We start from the raw sequence: 17222 nt of genomic DNA on the forward strand, positions 1-17222 counted from the left end.
CTTGCTTGAGGATGGCGATGATCTGGCTGTCGGTAAAACGGGACGTCTTCATGTAGAGCTTTCTGTTCTTAAGTAGAAAATTCTACTTCTAAACGCGCTCTTTCTGTGGGGGGATTACCCTTCGCTCTCCGGCGACGCGCCATGCCATACCGGGCTATTACCGCCCGCCAGATTGCCCTGCCCCGACCGCGCATGATCGTTCGCCTTCTCGAAGGGCGACACCTTGCCTTGCGCAACGCGCTCTCCGCCCGGCGTCGATACGATGCCGCCCTCCCCCTGCCCGTTATACAAAGCGCCCACGATCACCGGCCGATCGATATCGTTCTCCAGAAACTGGACCAGGACTTCCTGCCCAATGCGCGGCAAGAACTGGAACCCCACCGACCGCTGCGCTACGCGCACCCAGCAAGTCGCACTGCCGCTGTCCTGCCAGTGAAACCGGATCCGTACCCTTCCCAGCCGGTCGCAGCACAGCTCATCGGCGCCCTGCGCGCTGTCATTGCCGCCCATCCCGACCACGATCGCGCTCTGCGCGCCACGCGCCGTTGGTTTGGCATGCGTGCGCCCGTCGCTGCCCGGCAGTTCAGGACGCCAGGGCACCGCGGAAGGAATCGCCTCGAAGCAATTGGCATAGCCAGTGCGATGTGCCTGCGTGATCGCCAGCCCAAAATCCGCCGGCACCACGCGCACCGCCTGCTCCAGCAGTTCGGGAAGAGGACCGAATAACTCCGCCAGCGCATCCCGGGCCGGCGGCGGCAGATTGTTGATGCCGACGCTGCTTACCCGCAGGACAGTGAAGGCGCCGGCCGCACCAAGTTTTTGCAGCGGCGCGCCGGTCACGTCCATTCGCGTGCCGGCACGCAAGGTGCGCACGGTCGAACGTCCCGACCAGATCTGGCCGCGCGCCTCCTTCCCCTGCATCTGCAAATCCACATAACGCCGTGCCTGCGCGCTATTGGCGTAGGCATACTGTCCAGGCACGTCATACGACTCGAGTTCCGGCAACTTGTTGTAGCGCACGTGTGATGGGGAATTCGCGCTGATGCTGCGCCTGGCCTTGTAGTCGCTGCTGAGCACCGTCATGAGCGAGGCGTGCAGCCGCTGCTGGGCGTGCAGGGACTGCACGGAGTCGCGCTGCTCGACCGAGCTGACGCCGTGGTAGCGAATGCCGCCGTCCGACGCGCTGCTCGCATCTTCCGGCACGCCGCTCGGCTGGCTGCTGTCGGCGAACAGCACCAGCCCGTGCCCATCTTCGGTGTCCTCGACCCGCCAGGACAAACCCTCCTCGGCCAGCAGACGCAGCACGAAGTCCAGATCGGACTCACGGTACTGGCAGCAATAGCTGCGCGGCAGCGCGTCTACCATGAAGGAACCGGTCTCGTCGCTCCAGCGCCAGCGCGCCGCCGGCCGGTAATCCGCGAAAACCGCGTCGACGATGTCGATCACGCGCTTGTCTTGCCATACCCGGCAATTGCGCACATGGGCCAGGCGCCAGATCCAGGGGGCGAGGCGAATCCGGTAACGGGCCAGCCCGCCATCGCTGCCCAACATGGCGGCTTCGCAAACCTCCCCCGAGAACCGTGTCCGCGTGCCATTGGCCAGACTGAGCTCGAGCGTGGCCGGCTGTCCCAGCAATGCCGTTACCTGAATATAGGCGCTGGTCGACAAGGCGATCACATCCCGCAGACCGACCTCCTGCAGCGCCTCTTCGGCCGCGAACGCCTCGACCAGCAGCCGATACTCATCGCGCTCGCCGATGCTGAGGTCGATCAGCCTGGTCGTTCCGGAAAATTCCGCCAGCGCGGCGCTCACTTCCTCGATCAACGCGTTCGCCATGGCAATACGTGCTCCTCATCAACTGATCAGGCACACGATATAAGGTGTCCACGGCGTAGCTCTTGCGCACAATCATCATCAAGGCGTGCACTCATTCGTACATGGCATGGACGAAATTTAATGTTAAAGTAATTGCAACTTCTAGGGCTCCACGACATGCGTCTGATCGAAAAAATTTTCCTGCTCGGCTACCTGATGATCGTCACCTTGTTCTTCACTTGCGGAATGGGGCTGATCGTTCTGGCTGGCATCGAAACCTGGCATGCCCTCAATCCCATCAATACGATGCCCACGGACGACCGCTTCGACGTGCTGCTCGAATGCGTGGGCTTGCTGACCATCGCGGTGGCCTCGCTCGAACTCGGACAGACCGTGCTGGAAGAAGAGGTCCAGCGCTCGGCCAATATCAGCGCGCCGACCCGCGTGCGCCGCTTCCTGTCGCGCTTCCTGATCATCGTGGTCGTCGCCCTGTCGGTCGAGGCCTTGATCGGCGTGTTCAAATTCGTGAATGGCCAACCGCAATTCCTGCCGCATGCCGCCTCGGTCGGCCTGGCCGCGGCGGCCATCCTGGCAACCTGGGGCTTGTTCATTCGCATGAACACGGAGGCCGAGAAACTCGAGCCGGAAGCCATGCGCGAAGTGAAGGCCGAGGACGACGAAATCGAACGGGACATCGAGGGCGATCCCAAGACCAAATACGCTCCCGTCCAAAGGAGCGAGTTGCCACCGGGACACGATCATGCGCCGGATTCGCAGGGCGAAACAAGCGATGAAACGCAGGAGAAAGCGCAGGACAGCGAGCCCGACACAACCGGCGCGCATAAAAAGTGATTCGAAGCACTTGGTAAATCGGTCAAGTACCGCTATAATCTTGTCTTCTTCGGGTCGTTAGCTCAGTTGGTAGAGCAGCGGACTTTTAATCCGTTGGTCGCTGGTTCGAGCCCAGCACGGCCTACCAAAGATTCAAACAACAACGCCAGCCTTCGGGTTGGCGTTGTTGTTTTCACTTTCCGAACGCCATGCCCCAGACGATCGCCAGCGCCGTCCACCACGAACTGGTCATCAAGAAAAGCCGCTTCATCGCCTGCGTGCAGCCGATGCCGGACCGCGCCGGGGCCGTCAAGATCGTGGCCGAGCTGCGTGCCCAGCATCCGGGCGCGGCCCATGTGTGCTGGGTCCTGCTGGCCGGTGGCCAGTCCGCCGCGGTCGATGACGGCGAACCCAGCGGCACTGCGGGCCGTCCCATGCTCGACGTCTTGCGCCACCAGGACCTGGAAGGCGTGCTGGCCACCGTGGTGCGCTACTTCGGCGGCGTCAAGCTCGGCGCGGGTGGACTGGTGCGCGCCTATACCGACAGCGTTGCCCAGGCCCTGCTGACGGCGACCAAGGTACCGATCATCAAGCTGCGCCAGCTGCGCTGCACCGCCCCGTATGCCATGGAAGGCATGCTGCGGCGCGAACTCGATGGCGCCGGCGCCAGCCTCGAAGCGGTCGAGCACGGCGACGACGTGCGCTTCACCTTCAGTCTGCCGGCCAGCGCCGCCGACGCGCTGCGCGCCCGCCTCGACGAAGCCGGCCATGGCCGCATCGGCTGGCCGTCCGACGCCGAGGACGAGGACGGGACCCAGGCCTGAAGCCATTCCTGCGCCCTATACCCGTCATCACGACATGAAAGCGGACGCATCCGTCTGCTCCCGGTATAGTTCCAGACCCGGCCGCGCATACGCTTCGGCCGGCTTTCCTCTTTCCACCCCGAACAAAAACAATCCCCCGTGATCAAGAAAAGCCTACTTCCACTCGCCCTTGGCGGCTTCGGCATCGGCATGACCGAATTCGTCATGATGGGCATCCTGCCCGACATCGCCAGCGGCCTGCACATCACCATCCCGCAAGCCGGCTACCTGATCACCGCCTATGCGCTGGGCGTCGTGGTCGGCGCGCCGACCCTGGTCAGCCTGGTGGCGGGCCGCCCGCCGCGCAGCGTGCTGGTCTGGTTCATGCTGATGTTCGCCATCTTCAATGCGATGTCGGCCTTCGCGCCGAACTTCGAAATCATGATGGTGTCGCGCTTCCTGGCCGGCCTGCCGCATGGCGCCTTCTTCGGCGTCGGCGCCGTCGTGGCCAGCCGCCTGGCCGACGAGGGCCGCACCGCCGCTGCCGTCGCCACGATGTTCACCGGCCTGACCCTTGCCAATGTGCTGGGCGTGCCGCTCGGCACCTGGATCGGCCACGTCATCGACTGGCGCCTGGTGTTCCTGATCGTGGCCGTGATCGGCGTGCTGACCATGCTGAGCCTGCGCCAGTGGGTGCCGCACATCGAACCAGGAAAGCGCACCGGCATCATGCAAGACCTGCGCATCTTCCGCCACCTCGACCTGTGGCTGGCGCTGGGCATCGTCTCGATCGGCACCGGCGGCTTCTTCGCCTGGTTCAGCTATATCGCACCGCTGCTGACCGACGTCACGCGCTTCGATTCGACCACGATTCCCCTGATCATGACCGCGGTCGGCGTCGGCATGACGGTCGGCGTGCAGTTCGGCGGCCGCCTGGCGGACCGGGTGCACCCGCTGCCCGCCCTGCTGATCCTCATGATGTCGATGACCGTCCTGCTGCTGTGCAATGGCTTCCTCGCCGAGTCGAAACTGGCGATGGTCGTGCTGGCCTTCCTGACCGGCGCCAATGCGCTGGCGATCGGGCCGCCGATCCAGCTGTTGCTGATGGAGCACTCGCGCGAAGCCGAGATGCTCGGCTCCTCGCTGGGCCAGTCCGGTTTCAATATCGGCAATGCGCTGGGCGCCTTCCTTGGCGGCGTGCCGCTGACCCTGGGTTATGCCTACACGGCGCCGCAGTGGGTGGCGGCTGCCCTGGCGCTGTGCGGCGTGGGCCTGTCGGCGCTCATGCTGGCGCGCCACCGCATGCAGGCGCGCATGGCGGTGGCGGGGTGCGCCTGATCCGGAAATGACAAACGGCGGCTGACAGCCGCCGTTTGTCTTTCAAAACGAAAACTTCTTCAGGCGCGACGGCGCCGCACCGCGATCCCGCCGAGCAGCCCCGCCATCATCAGCGCCAAGGTGCCTGGTTCCGGCACCTCGGCCGGCGTGTCCACCGGCGGATTATCCTTGACCAGCTCGAAGCCAGGGACGTCGATCGGCGTGAAATAATTCTCGGCGTCCACCTGCACGCTTGAATTCCAGGTGTCGGCAATCACTTGGCCCTTAATGACGCCCCAGTTATGGACAACAGTAGCGTGCGGCGCGAGTACGCTGCCAAGGACACCTTTCACGTCGACCGTTTCTGCCTCGAAGAAGTTAAACAGGACGTTGTAGCCCCACAGCGTCTCCATGCCACCGTTGAATACGCCATGAGCGCCGCTGATATTGAAGATCAGCGTCTGCCCCTTGGTCAGGCCACTGAGCACCCAGTTATTTCCGCCACTAAGAAAATCGGCCGAGACATTGAATATGTCCACGCCACCCATGCCGCTACCGATGAGCTTGTTGGCGCTGTACTCGCGCTCGACCTTGCCTGTCGCATCGACCAGGCTCAGTCCCGCGGCAATATCCTTGAACTGCTCGGTCGCTGTAGCAAAGTCCACAGGATTGACCGTCGAACGCGGCGGCGTGGCCGCGCTCTGCATGGTCACGGTACCGCCGGCATACACCGGGCCGTTGTGGATGCTGCCGCTCGTCAGCGAAATATTGCCGCCTGCGACAATCGAATAACCGGCGTAGGCCGCCTTGTTCTTGAGGTTGACTGCGTAATTCTGGATCGTGACGTTACCACCAGAGACGATCGCCCCTTCGACGTCGCTCGAGATCGCCTTGAAGTCGCGCGCCGTATAGACGTTCGCGCCGCCCATGATGGCCCCCAGATCGATGACGCCTGCCTGGGCAACCGTGCTGGCCAATGCCACGCCTAGAAATACGCCAAGCTTGATCATGAAAATTCCACATGGAAATTAATAATGATCAAGAGTATCACTCCAGCAACCCTTTTTGGTTGCAGGAAAGATACGTCCTCGGTAAATCTATCGAATGATCACACCAAGGCGACGTCGCCCATCGCCTTCGCGGTCTCGGCCGCTTCATCCAGGATGTCTTGCAGCGTGAATTCGTCGAACACGAAATCGAGCGCGCTCTCGCCGTGCTCCGGCAAGTTGGCGCGGCGGCTGTCGAGGGGCGACGCCACCGGCGCATACTGGTTCGCAAGCAACAAGGTATCGAGTAAGGTGCCCGGTGGCATATTCATCCAGCCGCCGCGCATGTCGGCGATCGCTTCCGACACCGCCGGCGGAATCGACAGCTTCTTCATCACCTCGGCGCTGACCACGTCTTCGCACAGGGCGCCCCAGTTTTCCGGATCGTCGTCCAGCAGGCCGGGAAATTCGTCGGCCCGCGCCAGCAGGTAAAAGGCGCCGACCTCGTGCACGATGCCGGCGAACAGGGCGGTATCGGGATTGACGCCGGTGACGCGGCGCGCCAGCGAATGGGCGATCGAGGCGACGTGGGTCGTGTGCGCCCACAATTGCTCGGCCTTGGCGCGCAGGCCGGGATCGTTGATGCGGTTGCCGAATTGCCGCACTACCAGACTGGCCACCAGGGCCTGCAGGCGCCGGTAGCCGATGCGCGCCACGGCGGCGCGAACATTGGTCACCGGCATCGCACTACTGCCACCGAAAGCGGGCGTATTGGCGATGGCGACCGTGCGCGCAGCCAATTGCGGTTCGGCCAGCACCAGGCGGATCGCCTCGTCGATATGACAATCCGGGTCGTCGAGGGCGAGCTGCAGGCGCAGCACGGCATTGACGCTGGTGGGGAAAGTGATCTCACCGCGAACGGCCTGCGCCGCGATGTATCCGAATGCTTCAAGTTTATTCACATCGGTAATTATAGCCCCCGCCGGATGCCGGACCGGACGCCGGGATCGCCCCATCTCGGCCGGCTGCCCAAACTGTGGCGCGTCATCCACACAGCATAAGCATCCGGCTCAACGCGATCGGGCCAGAATTACTTGACCTTGATTGCGCTCTTGACGTTGGTCACGCCATCGACGCCCTTGGCCACTTGCATGGCTTTATCGGCTTCGGCCTTCGACTCGACGAAGCCGCTCAGCATCACGACCCCGCCTTCGGTGTCGACGTTGATTTCCATGCCCTTCAGGACCGGGTCGGACACCAGGCCGGCCTTGACCTTGGCGGTGATGGTGCCGTCCGAGGCCACGCGGGCAGTCTTCTCGCCGGCGCGCTCGGTGGCGTTTTCCGCCTTGTGGGCGGCGTTCGACGCCATTTCCTTGGTGCGGTCGAAGGCGGCCGCGGTCTTTTCCTTCACGGTGGCGACCGCTTCGCGGGTGCGTTCGCCAGCGCCGGCCATGCCGGTCTTCTCGGCCACGTTCGATGCCACTTCGCGGGTTTTATCTGCCGCGGTGCGCGCCGCCTCGCGGGTGTTCTCGGCCGCGTTCGCCGCCGCTTCGCGGGTGTTGGCGGAGACGGCCGCGCCGGTGGTGGCGGCCACGTTGGTGGCGGTGGTGACGTTGCCGCGCTGGTCGACCACGCAGGCGGTGCGCGCATCGCCGGTCATCTGTTCGCACTTCTGGACGGCGGCGGCCGTCGCTGGATCCTTCGAGTCGATGCTGCTCACCAGCTCGCCACTGCTGCTGGGGCCGACGGCGCGGTCGATATTCCGGTCATCCAGGCGGGCCAGCGCGGCATCGCGGATCGAACCGGCCGTGGCCTTGCAGCGGTCCTTGTCGCCGGCCGCGGTGGCGTCGCACTGGGTGTCGGCCAGCTCGTGCTCGGCGCGGATCACCTTGGCGCGCGCATCGCGCAGGTTGCCGCCGGTGGTGTCGTGTTTGGTATAGGCATCGAGTTCGGCGCGCGCCTGGGCCAGCTTGGCTTCGTCTTCGCACACTTCCTCGGCATTGCCTTTCATGGCGTCGCACTTGGTCTTGGCAGTGCGGTAGTCGGCAGCGGCCTTGTCCATCGCGGCGCGGTGGGCGTCCTTGTCGACGGGTGCGGCGCTGGCGGGGGCAACGGCGACGGCCGACACGGCGGTCGCGATCAGGGTAGCGATGAGGGTTTTCATGGTCGGATTCCCTTGCATGCGTTGTTAGGATGGCATCCATTAAACGCCCTGCACCCTTCAACATCTGTGCGACAACGTACCTTGTTCGGACAAACCGGACTGCGGGATATGGCCACTGATAATTTGGCTTTTGTTAACGCAAAAACGCCGTTCCCACCAGTGGCAGGAACGACGTTCGCAGGCAAGACAATCGCGCCGCAGTGAGGTGCGAACGCGAAGGCCTCAGCGATTACTTGGCCTTGTTGGCATCACGTGCGGCATCGCGGGTCGACTTGGCCTGCGCTTCGCACTTGTCCTCGGCATCGCCTTTCAGCGAATCGCATTTTTCGTCGGCCAGTTCATACTCGGCATCGATCACGTTGTCGCGTGCCTTGCGCACATTGTTGCCGGTGTTGTCGAACTTGGTGGTGGCGTCCAGTTCGGCTTTCGCGCGCATCAGCTTGGCCTCGTCTTCGCAGATGTCTTCGGCGTGACCGCTCATGGCGTCGCACTTGTCCTTGGCGACGCGGTAGTCGGCCTTGGCCTTGTCCATCGCCGTCTTGAAGGCGTCCTTATTGGTTTGTGCGGCAGCAGGAGCGATGCCGATGGCGGCGACGGCGGCGGTGGCGATCAAGGTAGCGATGAACGATTTCATGTTGAGTCCCTCTATTGGTTATTGGTGAGTCCATTAAACGCCCACGCCGCAGAGCACTCTGTGCGGCACCGAACGCTTATTAAAAAACCAATTAAGCTTATAAGGACGATAGCGACCAACGTCGATCTACCTCAATGGTCAGTCGCCATGCAACAAGCCTTCGCGCCACAGCGCATCGGCGGCCTCGAATGGCGACAGGCGGCTGTCGAACTGGCGGCCGTTGCCGGCCAGCTTGACCCAGGCGCGCGTGTCGTGGCCGCTGCCCGGCACCGCGACGGTGGCGCGTACGCCGTGCAGCCAGTCGTGCACCCGCGCGTATTCTCCCGGCTGGGTGCGCTGGATCCAGGCCAGCGCCACCAGGTCGGCGAAACCCTCCTCGCGCCGGGTATCGCGCATCGCCTTCGCCGCCGCCAGCAGTTCGGGATCGTGCGAGGTCTGGTCGCCGGTCTCGACGAAGCCCGCTGGCAGCAGATGCCATTCTCCCTGGGCATAACGCCAGCAATGGGCCAGTTCATGCGCGGCCATCGCTTCGATCAGCAGCGCCTGCTCGTCGGCAGGAACGTCGGCCAGCACCTTCTCGGCCTCGGGATTGCCGCGCATCGACAGCACCAGCTTGCAGCGGCCCTTGTCGAAGCCCATCGCCAGCGGCACCGCGCCGGCCGGCGCCCGCGGCTGGACGATGATGTCGACCGGCAGGTCGATCGATTTCGAATATTCCAGCACGGGAGCGGCGGCGCGCAGCCAGCGCGTCTCCTGGGACGTCAGCGGGGACGCATGCGAGGGAAGCGAAGCGGATGCGGCGATCAAGACCGCCGCATTCAGGAGATGCCTGGACATGTGCTACTCCGGGGATGAACGAAATTCCTATCGGAAATTCTATCCCCGAATACAGCACAGCTTTCAGGAAAATATTCCTGTCTGTTTAAAAGAGCAAGGATGTCAGGTTGGCAGTGCCAGCCGCGTCTTGCCACCGACGTGCGCCGTCTGGTCGAGGCGGAAGATGCTCACCAGCTGGGCCAGGCGTTCCGCCTCTTCTTCCAGCGAGGCCGCAGCTTGGCTGGCCTGTTGCACCAGTTCCGCGTTCTGGCGCGTGGCGTCGTCGATCTGGCCGATCGCGCCATTGACCTGCTCGATGCCCGCATTCTGTTCCGCGGACGCATGGCTGATCTCGGCCATGATGTCGGTCACGCGCTTGACTCCGGTGACGATCTCGTCCATCGTCGCGCCGGCCTGGTCCACCAGGCGTGCGCCGGCATCGACCCGCTCGACCGAGCTGCCGATCAGGACCTTGATCTCCTTGGCCGCCGCCGCCGAACGCTGCGCCAGGTTGCGCACCTCGGTCGCCACCACGGCGAAGCCGCGGCCCTGCTCGCCGGCGCGCGCCGCTTCCACGGCCGCATTGAGCGCCAGGATATTCGTTTGGAATGCGATGCCATCGATCACGCCGATGATGTCCACGATCTTCTTCGACGATTCATTGATCGCCGCCATCGTGCCCACCACTTCGGCCACGACCTTGCCGCCGCGCTGCGCCACTTCGGAAGCCGATTCGGCCAGCATGTTCGCCTGGCGCGCGTTGTCGGCATTCTGGCGCACGGTGCCGGTCAGTTGCTCGACCGAGGCGGCAGTGGCCTGCAGGGTGCCGTTCTGGCGCTCGGTGCGGCTGGCCAGGTCGCGGTTGCCGTCCGCGATCTCGGTCGACACGGTGCCGATCGCCAGGGTGCCGTTGCGCACCTGGGCCACGATGCGCACCAGGCTGTCGCGCATGCCCTGCATCGCGAACAGCAGGCTGCCGCGGTCGCCCGGGCGGGTGACGATCTCCACGCCCAGGTCGCCGCTGGCGATGGCGCTGGCGATCGAGGCCGCATAGTCCGGCTGGCCGCCCAGCTGGCGCAGCAGGCCGCGGCTGATGTACCAGGCCGCCGCCGAGCCGGCCGCGATCGCGCCCGCGCACAGCAGCGCCATCCAGCCAAAGAAACCGTTGGCCATGCGGCGCGCCTCGGTGGCCGCGTCGTTGCTCAGCTTTTCCTCGAGGTCGATCAGGCGGTTGATGCTGGCCAGCCAGGCGGTGAACGCCGGCGCCGCTTCTTGCGCCAGCAACGCGTTCGCTTCGATCGCCTGGCCGGCGGCGTGCAGCGCGACCACGCGCGCAATCAGCGGCTTGGTGCGGCTTTCCTGGGCCTTGATCGCGGCGAGCGCCTCTTTTTCCTCGGGCAAAATGTCTTTGCGTTCATTGAACAGCGCATCGAGCGGGCCGGCCGAACGTGCGTAATTGTCGTCGAGGGTCTGGATCAGCGCGATCGGCGCGCTGGCGCCGGCCGCGTCAGGCGCCAGCGCCACGTCGCGCAGGGCAATCGCGCGGTCGTGTACGCTGCCGCGGAAATTGATGGCGTGGCGCTGCTTGACGCTGTTGACCTCGTTGATGTGGTTGAGAACGCTCTCGATCCGCCCTACGCGGTTCACCGCCAGCGCGACCAGGGCAATCATCAATAAAAAAACGGCGCCGTAGCCGATTGCCAGCCGAGCGCCGATGGTCAGGTTTTTGTTTTTCATGTTGGCTACAAATCGATTGTGTTAATCAAAAATAAATAAATATTTCCTAATTACAATCAACCGACTATAGCATGGCACTTTAAATTTTGCTTACAGGCATATTACTATCGTGTGCCCCTATTTCAGCAGGCCATCCGCCGTCACGAAAGCCGGACGAATGTCGTTCGGCACCGCCTTCAGCTTGTCGAGCGCCTTGCGCACCTCGGGACGGATGACCACGTACTTGTCCATCATCGCCTTGGCGCGCGCATAGTCGCCGGTGGCTTCGATGGTCAGGAATTCGCGATCCAGGTCGATCACGGCCCCCTTGATCTTCTTGAAGTCGACCGCGAAGGTGCCGTCGTCGTGGGCGACAAAGCCGCCCTTGTCGAGCAGGTAGTTGACCTGGATCGCCATGCCGCGCGCGTGCGAAGAACTCAGGCCGAAGTGCAGGGTGCGGAAGCTCGAGGCCAGGAAGGTGTTGTACAGCTTGCGCTCGGCCGCCGCGCCCTGTCCCAGCGTATCCTTCAGCAGGCCCTTGTCCATCATGTACTGCAGCGCCCACAGGCCGGTGATGTCGGCCTTCGCTTCTTCGATGGTCGAATAGGTTTCCTTCAGGTCCTGGCGCGGGGTCGAGTCCTTGCCGTCCTTCTTCGTGTGATGCGGTCCCAGGCCGTGCATGATCTCGTGCGCCAGGATGTGGGTGAAGAAGGAATCGAAGTCCAGGTCCTTCTGGTCCGCCGGCGTGAGCACCTGCTTGCTGATCGGGGTGAGCGTCGACGCGAACTTCGCCTGCTGCACGTTCTTGAGCATCACGCGCTTGGAGCCGCGCTCGCGGATCACGCGCTCGTCGTTCGGCAGGTTGTAGGCCGCGGTCTGCACGCCCATATTGCCGTCGCCGGCGCCATAGACCTCGTTGACCACCACCATCGGCGCGATGGCGCCGACCTTCGGGTTGCGGTACTGCTTGTCCAGCGGGAGGTTGTCTTCGAGTTCCTGCAGGTGCTTGCCGAAGAAGTCCAGCTTCGCCGTTTCCTTCGGATCGCGGATGCTCACATAGGCTTCGAAGGCGGCCTTGTAGCCGAACAGCTCGTCGTTATAGGTTTCATAGGGCCCGATGGTCACGTCGACCGGCGAGTCGAGGTCCATCCAGGCGAAGTCCGAGGCCAGGTAGTCGTTGGACAGAAAGGCGTCGGCGCGCAGGCTCAGGAATTTCTTGAGCGAGGCGTTGTCGGTGGATGCCGCGGCGTCGCGCAGCAGCTTCGCCAGCTGTTCCAGTTCGGGGCGGTACTCGCTTGAGTATTTCACGGTGCGCAGCTTGCCGTCCGGGCCGGTGCGGATCACGGTGAAGAACCACTGCGCCTCTTTCTTCTGCTCCGGCGCCAGGCCGTTCATCCAGCTCTCCAGCGATGCCTTGGTGGCGCCTTCCGGATAGAAGTTGGCGCCCTCGGGCTTCTTCGCCGGAATCCTGATGCCCGCATACTCGGCCGGCATGAACGAGGCATTGTTGTCGAGGCTCGACCACGGGCCCTTGTTGAGCCAGAAGGCGTCCAGGCGCGCGCGGCCGAGCGGCGTGGTGTCCTTCTTGAGCGCGTTCCACAACGCCTCGTTGTGGGCCCAGCGCTGGCGCAGCTGCAGCGTGTCGATGATTTTGGCCGCTTCGATCAGTTTCACGATGGCGGCGCGGTCGCCCTTCGACAGATGCGACAGGTCGGCGCGCAGCTCGACCGGCGCGAAGCGTTTCGACATGGCTTGCAGCTGGTCGGCGCTGGCGGCCGTCGGCGCCGTTTGCGCGTACACAGCCGGGGCAAAAGCGGCGCAGATCGCGGCGCACAGCACGAGTGGTGCGAGGATGGTTTTCATGGTCTCTCGGGTCGTGGATGACAACCGCACCATTATCGCACCGTCGCCAGCGCCTCCCCCTGCTCCCAACCGCCGCCGAGCGCACGCGCCACCGCCACCGTCGCCAGCAGGCGCTGGGTGCGGATCTGGGCCGCGGCGCGGTCCGCCGCCAGCGTGCTGCGCTGGGCATCGGTCACGTCGAGATAGGTCGACACGCCGCGCTCGTAGCGCGCCTGCGCGACCAGCAGCGCGCGCGCCGCGGCCTGTTGCGACTGGGCCTGCACATCGCCCTGTTGCTGGCGCTGCTGCAGGTCCGACAGCGCGTCTTCCACCTCGCGCAGCGCCGTCAACAACTTCGTCTGGTGGTTGGCCACCGCCTCGTCGTAGCGCGCCCTGGCCAGCGCCAGGTTGGCGCGATTGCGTCCGCCATCGAAGATCGGCAGCGACAGCGCCAGCGGGCCGGCCGAGAACTGGCGCGCGCCGCCGCTCGTCAGGTCGTTCAGGCTTTGCGAGGCATAGCCGAAATTCCCGGTCAGCGACAGCGCCGGATAGAAGGCGCCTTCGGCCACGCCGATCTGCGCATTGGCCGCCTTCAGCTGCGCCACGCTTGCCGCCAGGTCGGGCCGCTGGCCCACCAGGCTGGCCGGCAGGCCGACGGGAATCGCGGGCGGTTGCGGCAGTTGCGCGGCCGGCGTTGCCGGCAGCAAGGGCGCGCTCGGCGTGCTGCCCACCAGCGTGGCCAGCGCGTGTTCCACCAGGTTGCGCTGGCGCTGCACCTCGTGCAGGTCGGCTTCGGCGTTGGCGCGCTCGATGCGCGCGCGCGACACGTCCAGTTCGTTCGACAGGCCGGCATTGAAGCGGGCCTCGACCAGTTCCTGCGACTCGCGGCGCGTGGCCAGGGCGCCCTCCAGGATCGCCCGCTCGGCGTCCAGTCCGCGCAGCTGCCAGTACGACGAGGCGACCTGGCTCGACAGCAGCAGGATCACGCCGTCGCGGTCATCCTGCGCCGCCAGCGCCTGCGCATCGCTGGCCTCGACCACGCGGCGCACGCGGCCCCACAGGTCGAGCTCATACGACAGCGAGGCGCCGACGCTGTAGTTATTGCCCTCGATCGAACGGCCGCCCAGGGCCAGGCCCTGCGAGGTTTCGGCCGAGGTACGGGAATTCGACACGCCGGCGCCGACCGAGACGCTCGGGAGCTGGCCGGCGCGCACCACGCCCAGTTGCGCCTGCGCCTGCAGCAAGCGCTGGGCCGCGGCCTGCACGCCCGGATTGTCGCGCAGCGCGCGCGTCTCGAGGCTGTCGAGGGTGGCGTCATGGAACACGGTCCACCAGGCGGCCGGCAGGCGCGCGCTGTCGCTGCCCGCTTCCAGATGACGGAACGCCGTTTGCGCCGGCGCGTCCGGCGCCTTGAAATCCGGGCCGAGCGTGGTGCAGCCGGAGACCAGGGTAGCGATCGCAAGGACGGAGGCAAGAGGTTTGAACATGGTTGAGATCTTCATTCGATTCAGTATCAATGGGCGCCTGAGCCGCCACCCGGCGACTTGACCTTGTCGGCCATCCAGATCGCCGCGATGCAGCCGAGCAGGATCATGCCGATGATCCAGAAGCCGTCGTTATAGGCCATCACATAGGCTTCGCGCCGCACCAGGCGGTCGACCACGGCCAGCGCCTGGTTCGCGGCGCTGGCGGGATCGATGCCCTTGGCGATGAAGCCCTGGGTCAGCACATCGAGGCGTTCCTGGGTCGCGGGCGCATAGCTGGAAACCGCTTCGCCCAGGCGCGCCGAGTGGAAGTGTTCGCGGTTGGTGAGCGAGGTCGCCAGCAGCGCGATGCCGATCGAGCCGCCCAGGTTGCGGGTCATGTTGAACAGGCTCGAGGCCGAGCCCATGTCGCGCGGCTGCAGGCCCGACATCGCGAAGTTCGACAGGGTCAGCATCACGAAGGGCTGGCCGATGGCGCGCACGACCTGCGTCCACATCAGCTGGTCGTAGCCGGTGGTGGCGTCCATGAAGGAATTCATGATGCACGAGATGCCGAACATGAACAGGCCGAAGCTGCACAGGATGCGGTTGTCCACTTTCGAGGACAGCTTGGCCGCGAACGGCATCACCAGCAATTGCGGCAGGCCGACCCAGGCGATCACTTCGCCGATCTGCATCGGCGTATAACCGGCGATCTGGCCCAGGTACAGCGGCAACAGGTAAGAGGAACCATACAGGCCCATGCCGATCACCGCCGACAGCGTGGTCGCCACCAAAAAGTTGCGCTGGCCGTAGAGGCGCAGGTTGACGAACGGTTCCGGCTTCGAAAAGCTCAGCGCCACCCAGCCCAAGAGGCCCGTGAGCGAGAGCGCGGCGAAGGTCACGATGAAGCTCGAATCGAACCAGTCCTTCGAATTGCCCTCTTCCAGGAAGATCGTCAGGCAGGCCAGGCCCATCGCCATCAGCGCGATGCCCAGCCAGTCGGCCTTCACCAGCGTCCTGAGGTTGGCCTTCTCGGGATTCAGGCCCCAGGCCATGCCGGCGATCAGGAGCACGCCCGGCACCCAGTTGATGTAGAAGATCGAGGGCCAGCCATACAGCTCCGCTAGGAACCCGCCCAGGGTCGGGCCCATGGCCGGCGCCAGCGTCGCGGTCAGGCCGAAGATGGCCATGCCGGTGGCGCGCTTCGACGGCGGCAGCAAGGTCATCACGAGGGTCATCGCCATCGGGATCAGCGCGCCGCCGGTGAAGCCCTGCAGCATGCGGAACACGATCATGCTTTCCAGGCTCCAGGCCGCGCCGCACAGGGTCGAGAACACCAGGAACAGCGCGGTGGTGCCGATCATGTAATTGCGCACGCCAAAAGCGCGTGTAAACAGCGCCGTCAGCGGGATCACGACGATTTCGGCGCACAGGTAAGCGGTCGAGATCCACGAGCCTTCTTCCTGCGTGGCCGACAAGGTGCCGAGGATGTCGCGCAGCGAAGAGTTGGTGATCTGGATGTCGAGCACCGCCATGAAGGCGCCCAGCATGCCGGCGGCGATCGCGATCCAGGTGCGCAGGTCCACCGCGGCGCCGTTTGCAGGCGCGCCCGGGACTGCCCCCAAGGTCGGGCCAACTGCGGCGGGTTTGCTCAGGGTAGTCATGGCCAGCGCTTAGTGGACGGCCGCGGTCTGGGTCGGTTTGACGTCCTGGCCCAGTTCGACCTCGGCCACCACCGACATGCCGGGCACCAGGCGGCCGGCGTATTTTTTCACGTCCTGCGGGTCGAGCGTGATCTTGACCGGCACGCGCTGCACGATCTTGGTGAAGTTGCCGGTCGCATTATCGGCCGGCAGCAGCGCGAACTGGTTGCCCGAGGCCGGGGCGAAGCTGTCCACGCGGCCCACCAGGTGATGCTCGGGCAGCGCGTCGACGTCGAGGCTGACCTTCTGCCCCGGCGCCAGGCCGGCGAGCTGGGTTTCCTTGAAGTTGGCGACCACCCACACGTTGTCCTCGACCACGGCCAGCATCGCCTGGCCCGGCTGCACGCGGGCGCCGACTTCGACGCTGCGGCGGCCGACGCGGCCGTCCACCGGCGCCACGATGCGGTTGTAGGCCAGCTGCTGCTGCGCTTCCTTCCACTGCGCCTGCAACACCTTCACCTGCGCCTTGAGCACATCGCGGCCCGCCTCGGCAGCGCCGATCTGGGCTTGCGCGGCGGCGGCGTTGTCGCGGCGCGCGGCCAGGTCGGCCACGGCGGCGTCGCGCGCGGCGTTTGATGCATCCACCTCGGCCTTCGAGACCGCCTTCATGGTCTCGTTGTACAGCTGGCCGAAGCGCTCGGCATCCTGGCGCGCCCGCAGCAGCTGGGCCTGGGACTGCTTGACCTGGGCGCCGGCGGCGGCGGCCTGCGCGCGCACCTGCTCTATCTGGGCCTCGGCCTGCTTGAGCTGCTGCTGCACGCTGGCGATCTGGGCTTCGATCTGCTCGACGCGCACCGCATGGTCGACCGGATCCAGCTCGGCGATCACGTCGCCCGCCTTCACCAGCTGGTTGTCGTCCACCGCTACCCGCGTGACCACGCCGGCCACGCGCGACGACACCTGGTGCACGCGCCCGGTGACGTAGGCATTTTCGGTCTCGACGAAGTGATGGCTGCGGTACCACATGCGTCCGCCGGCACCGATCGCGGCCAGTGCGATCAGGCCGACCACCACCAGCACACGCTTGTTGGGCCCGCTCTTGCCTGGCCCGCTGCCTGGCACCCCGCCCGCTGGGGTTTGTGCCGCGGGCGCCTGCCCTGCCGTGCTGTGCATCTCTGCCATGGAAAAG

General features: G+C 65.1%; 14 protein-coding genes and 1 tRNA gene. 4 read left to right on the forward strand and 11 right to left on the reverse strand.

Annotation, left to right across the window (positions count from 1 at the left end; genetic code table 11):
• Window positions 1-114: 114 nt before the first annotated feature.
• Complete coding sequence (locus J3U95_RS24390) at window positions 115-1836, reverse strand: type VI secretion system Vgr family protein (protein WP_229520077.1); 1722 nt, start codon at window positions 1834-1836, stop codon at window positions 115-117.
• A gap of 156 nt (window positions 1837-1992) precedes the next feature.
• Between J3U95_RS24390 and J3U95_RS24395 the strand changes: the two genes are divergently transcribed.
• The 4 genes from J3U95_RS24395 to J3U95_RS24410 all read left to right on the forward strand — a co-directional run bounded on the left by J3U95_RS24395 (window position 1993) and on the right by J3U95_RS24410 (window position 4787).
• The gene (locus tag J3U95_RS24395; RefSeq protein ID WP_229520078.1) at window positions 1993-2667 is read left to right on the forward strand and encodes a hypothetical protein; all 675 of its coding nucleotides are present in this window, start codon (window positions 1993-1995) and stop codon (window positions 2665-2667) included.
• 51 nt (window positions 2668-2718) lie between these two features.
• A tRNA-Lys gene (locus J3U95_RS24400) sits at window positions 2719-2794 on the forward strand.
• A 61-nt stretch (window positions 2795-2855) separates the two neighbouring features.
• Window positions 2856-3470: an IMPACT family protein gene (locus J3U95_RS24405; protein ID WP_208281232.1), complete on the forward strand. Its 615-nt coding sequence runs from the start codon at window positions 2856-2858 to the stop codon at window positions 3468-3470.
• Window positions 3471-3608: 138 nt separating this feature from the next.
• Window positions 3609-4787, forward strand: a complete 1179-nt coding sequence (locus J3U95_RS24410; RefSeq protein WP_208281233.1) for an MFS transporter — start codon at window positions 3609-3611, stop codon at window positions 4785-4787.
• A 59-nt stretch (window positions 4788-4846) separates the two neighbouring features.
• On the opposite strand, the gene J3U95_RS24415 is transcribed toward J3U95_RS24410, so the two are convergent.
• The 10 genes from J3U95_RS24415 to J3U95_RS24460 all read right to left on the reverse strand — a co-directional run bounded on the left by J3U95_RS24415 (window position 4847) and on the right by J3U95_RS24460 (window position 17215).
• Window positions 4847-5776 carry a choice-of-anchor A family protein gene (locus J3U95_RS24415; RefSeq protein WP_208281234.1) on the reverse strand — a complete coding sequence of 310 codons (930 nt, stop codon included), beginning with the start codon at window positions 5774-5776 and terminating at the stop codon, window positions 4847-4849.
• Between the two features lie 98 nt (window positions 5777-5874).
• Window positions 5875-6714, reverse strand: a complete 840-nt coding sequence (locus tag J3U95_RS24420) for an HDOD domain-containing protein (protein ID WP_313166120.1) — start codon at window positions 6712-6714, stop codon at window positions 5875-5877.
• Window positions 6715-6842: 128 nt separating this feature from the next.
• Entirely contained in the window at window positions 6843-7916 is a 1074-nt protein-coding gene (locus tag J3U95_RS24425) for a BON domain-containing protein (protein ID WP_208281236.1), read from the reverse strand.
• Between the two features lie 229 nt (window positions 7917-8145).
• Window positions 8146-8550, reverse strand: a complete 405-nt coding sequence (locus J3U95_RS24430) for a cell envelope biogenesis protein TolA (RefSeq protein WP_208281237.1) — start codon at window positions 8548-8550, stop codon at window positions 8146-8148.
• 138 nt (window positions 8551-8688) lie between these two features.
• Window positions 8689-9387: a hypothetical protein gene (locus J3U95_RS24435; protein ID WP_208281238.1), complete on the reverse strand. Its 699-nt coding sequence runs from the start codon at window positions 9385-9387 to the stop codon at window positions 8689-8691.
• Between the two features lie 102 nt (window positions 9388-9489).
• Window positions 9490-11103, reverse strand: a complete 1614-nt coding sequence (locus tag J3U95_RS24440; RefSeq protein ID WP_208281239.1) for a methyl-accepting chemotaxis protein — start codon at window positions 11101-11103, stop codon at window positions 9490-9492.
• A 117-nt stretch (window positions 11104-11220) separates the two neighbouring features.
• On the reverse strand, window positions 11221-12945 hold the full coding sequence (locus J3U95_RS24445; RefSeq protein WP_208281240.1) for a DUF8614 domain-containing protein: 1725 nt from the start codon (window positions 12943-12945) through the stop codon (window positions 11221-11223).
• Between the two features lie 32 nt (window positions 12946-12977).
• Window positions 12978-14411: an efflux transporter outer membrane subunit gene (locus J3U95_RS24450; RefSeq protein WP_208281241.1), complete on the reverse strand. Its 1434-nt coding sequence runs from the start codon at window positions 14409-14411 to the stop codon at window positions 12978-12980.
• Window positions 14412-14437: 26 nt separating this feature from the next.
• On the reverse strand, window positions 14438-16054 hold the full coding sequence (locus J3U95_RS24455) for a DHA2 family efflux MFS transporter permease subunit (protein WP_208281242.1): 1617 nt from the start codon (window positions 16052-16054) through the stop codon (window positions 14438-14440).
• 9 nt (window positions 16055-16063) lie between these two features.
• Window positions 16064-17215 (reverse strand): HlyD family secretion protein, encoded by a 1152-nt coding sequence (locus J3U95_RS24460; protein ID WP_208281243.1) that lies wholly within the window; start codon window positions 17213-17215, stop codon window positions 16064-16066.
• Window positions 17216-17222: the final 7 nt, after the last annotated feature.

It is taken from the genome of Massilia oculi (genome assembly GCF_017582745.1).
GTDB classification, from domain to species: Bacteria; Pseudomonadota; Gammaproteobacteria; order Burkholderiales; family Burkholderiaceae_D; genus Telluria; species Telluria oculi_A.

Excerpts from the sequence above, each read along its gene's own strand:
- J3U95_RS24390 (WP_229520077.1), bottom strand. The coding sequence starts at position 1,836 with ATGGCGAACGCGTTGATCGAGGAAGTGAGCGCCGCGCTGGCGGAATTT.
- J3U95_RS24395 (WP_229520078.1), top strand. The coding sequence starts at position 1,993 with ATGCGTCTGATCGAAAAAATTTTCCTGCTCGGCTACCTGATGATCGTC.
- J3U95_RS24405 (WP_208281232.1), top strand. The coding sequence starts at position 2,856 with ATGCCCCAGACGATCGCCAGCGCCGTCCACCACGAACTGGTCATCAAG.
- J3U95_RS24415 (WP_208281234.1), bottom strand. The coding sequence starts at position 5,776 with ATGATCAAGCTTGGCGTATTTCTAGGCGTGGCATTGGCCAGCACGGTT.
- J3U95_RS24425 (WP_208281236.1), bottom strand. The coding sequence starts at position 7,916 with ATGAAAACCCTCATCGCTACCCTGATCGCGACCGCCGTGTCGGCCGTC.
- J3U95_RS24430 (WP_208281237.1), bottom strand. The coding sequence starts at position 8,550 with ATGAAATCGTTCATCGCTACCTTGATCGCCACCGCCGCCGTCGCCGCC.
- J3U95_RS24435 (WP_208281238.1), bottom strand. The coding sequence starts at position 9,387 with ATGTCCAGGCATCTCCTGAATGCGGCGGTCTTGATCGCCGCATCCGCT.
- J3U95_RS24440 (WP_208281239.1), bottom strand. The coding sequence starts at position 11,103 with ATGAAAAACAAAAACCTGACCATCGGCGCTCGGCTGGCAATCGGCTAC.
- J3U95_RS24445 (WP_208281240.1), bottom strand. The coding sequence starts at position 12,945 with ATGAAAACCATCCTCGCACCACTCGTGCTGTGCGCCGCGATCTGCGCC.
- J3U95_RS24450 (WP_208281241.1), bottom strand. The coding sequence starts at position 14,411 with ATGTTCAAACCTCTTGCCTCCGTCCTTGCGATCGCTACCCTGGTCTCC.
- J3U95_RS24455 (WP_208281242.1), bottom strand. The coding sequence starts at position 16,054 with ATGACTACCCTGAGCAAACCCGCCGCAGTTGGCCCGACCTTGGGGGCA.
- J3U95_RS24460 (WP_208281243.1), bottom strand. The coding sequence starts at position 17,215 with ATGGCAGAGATGCACAGCACGGCAGGGCAGGCGCCCGCGGCACAAACC.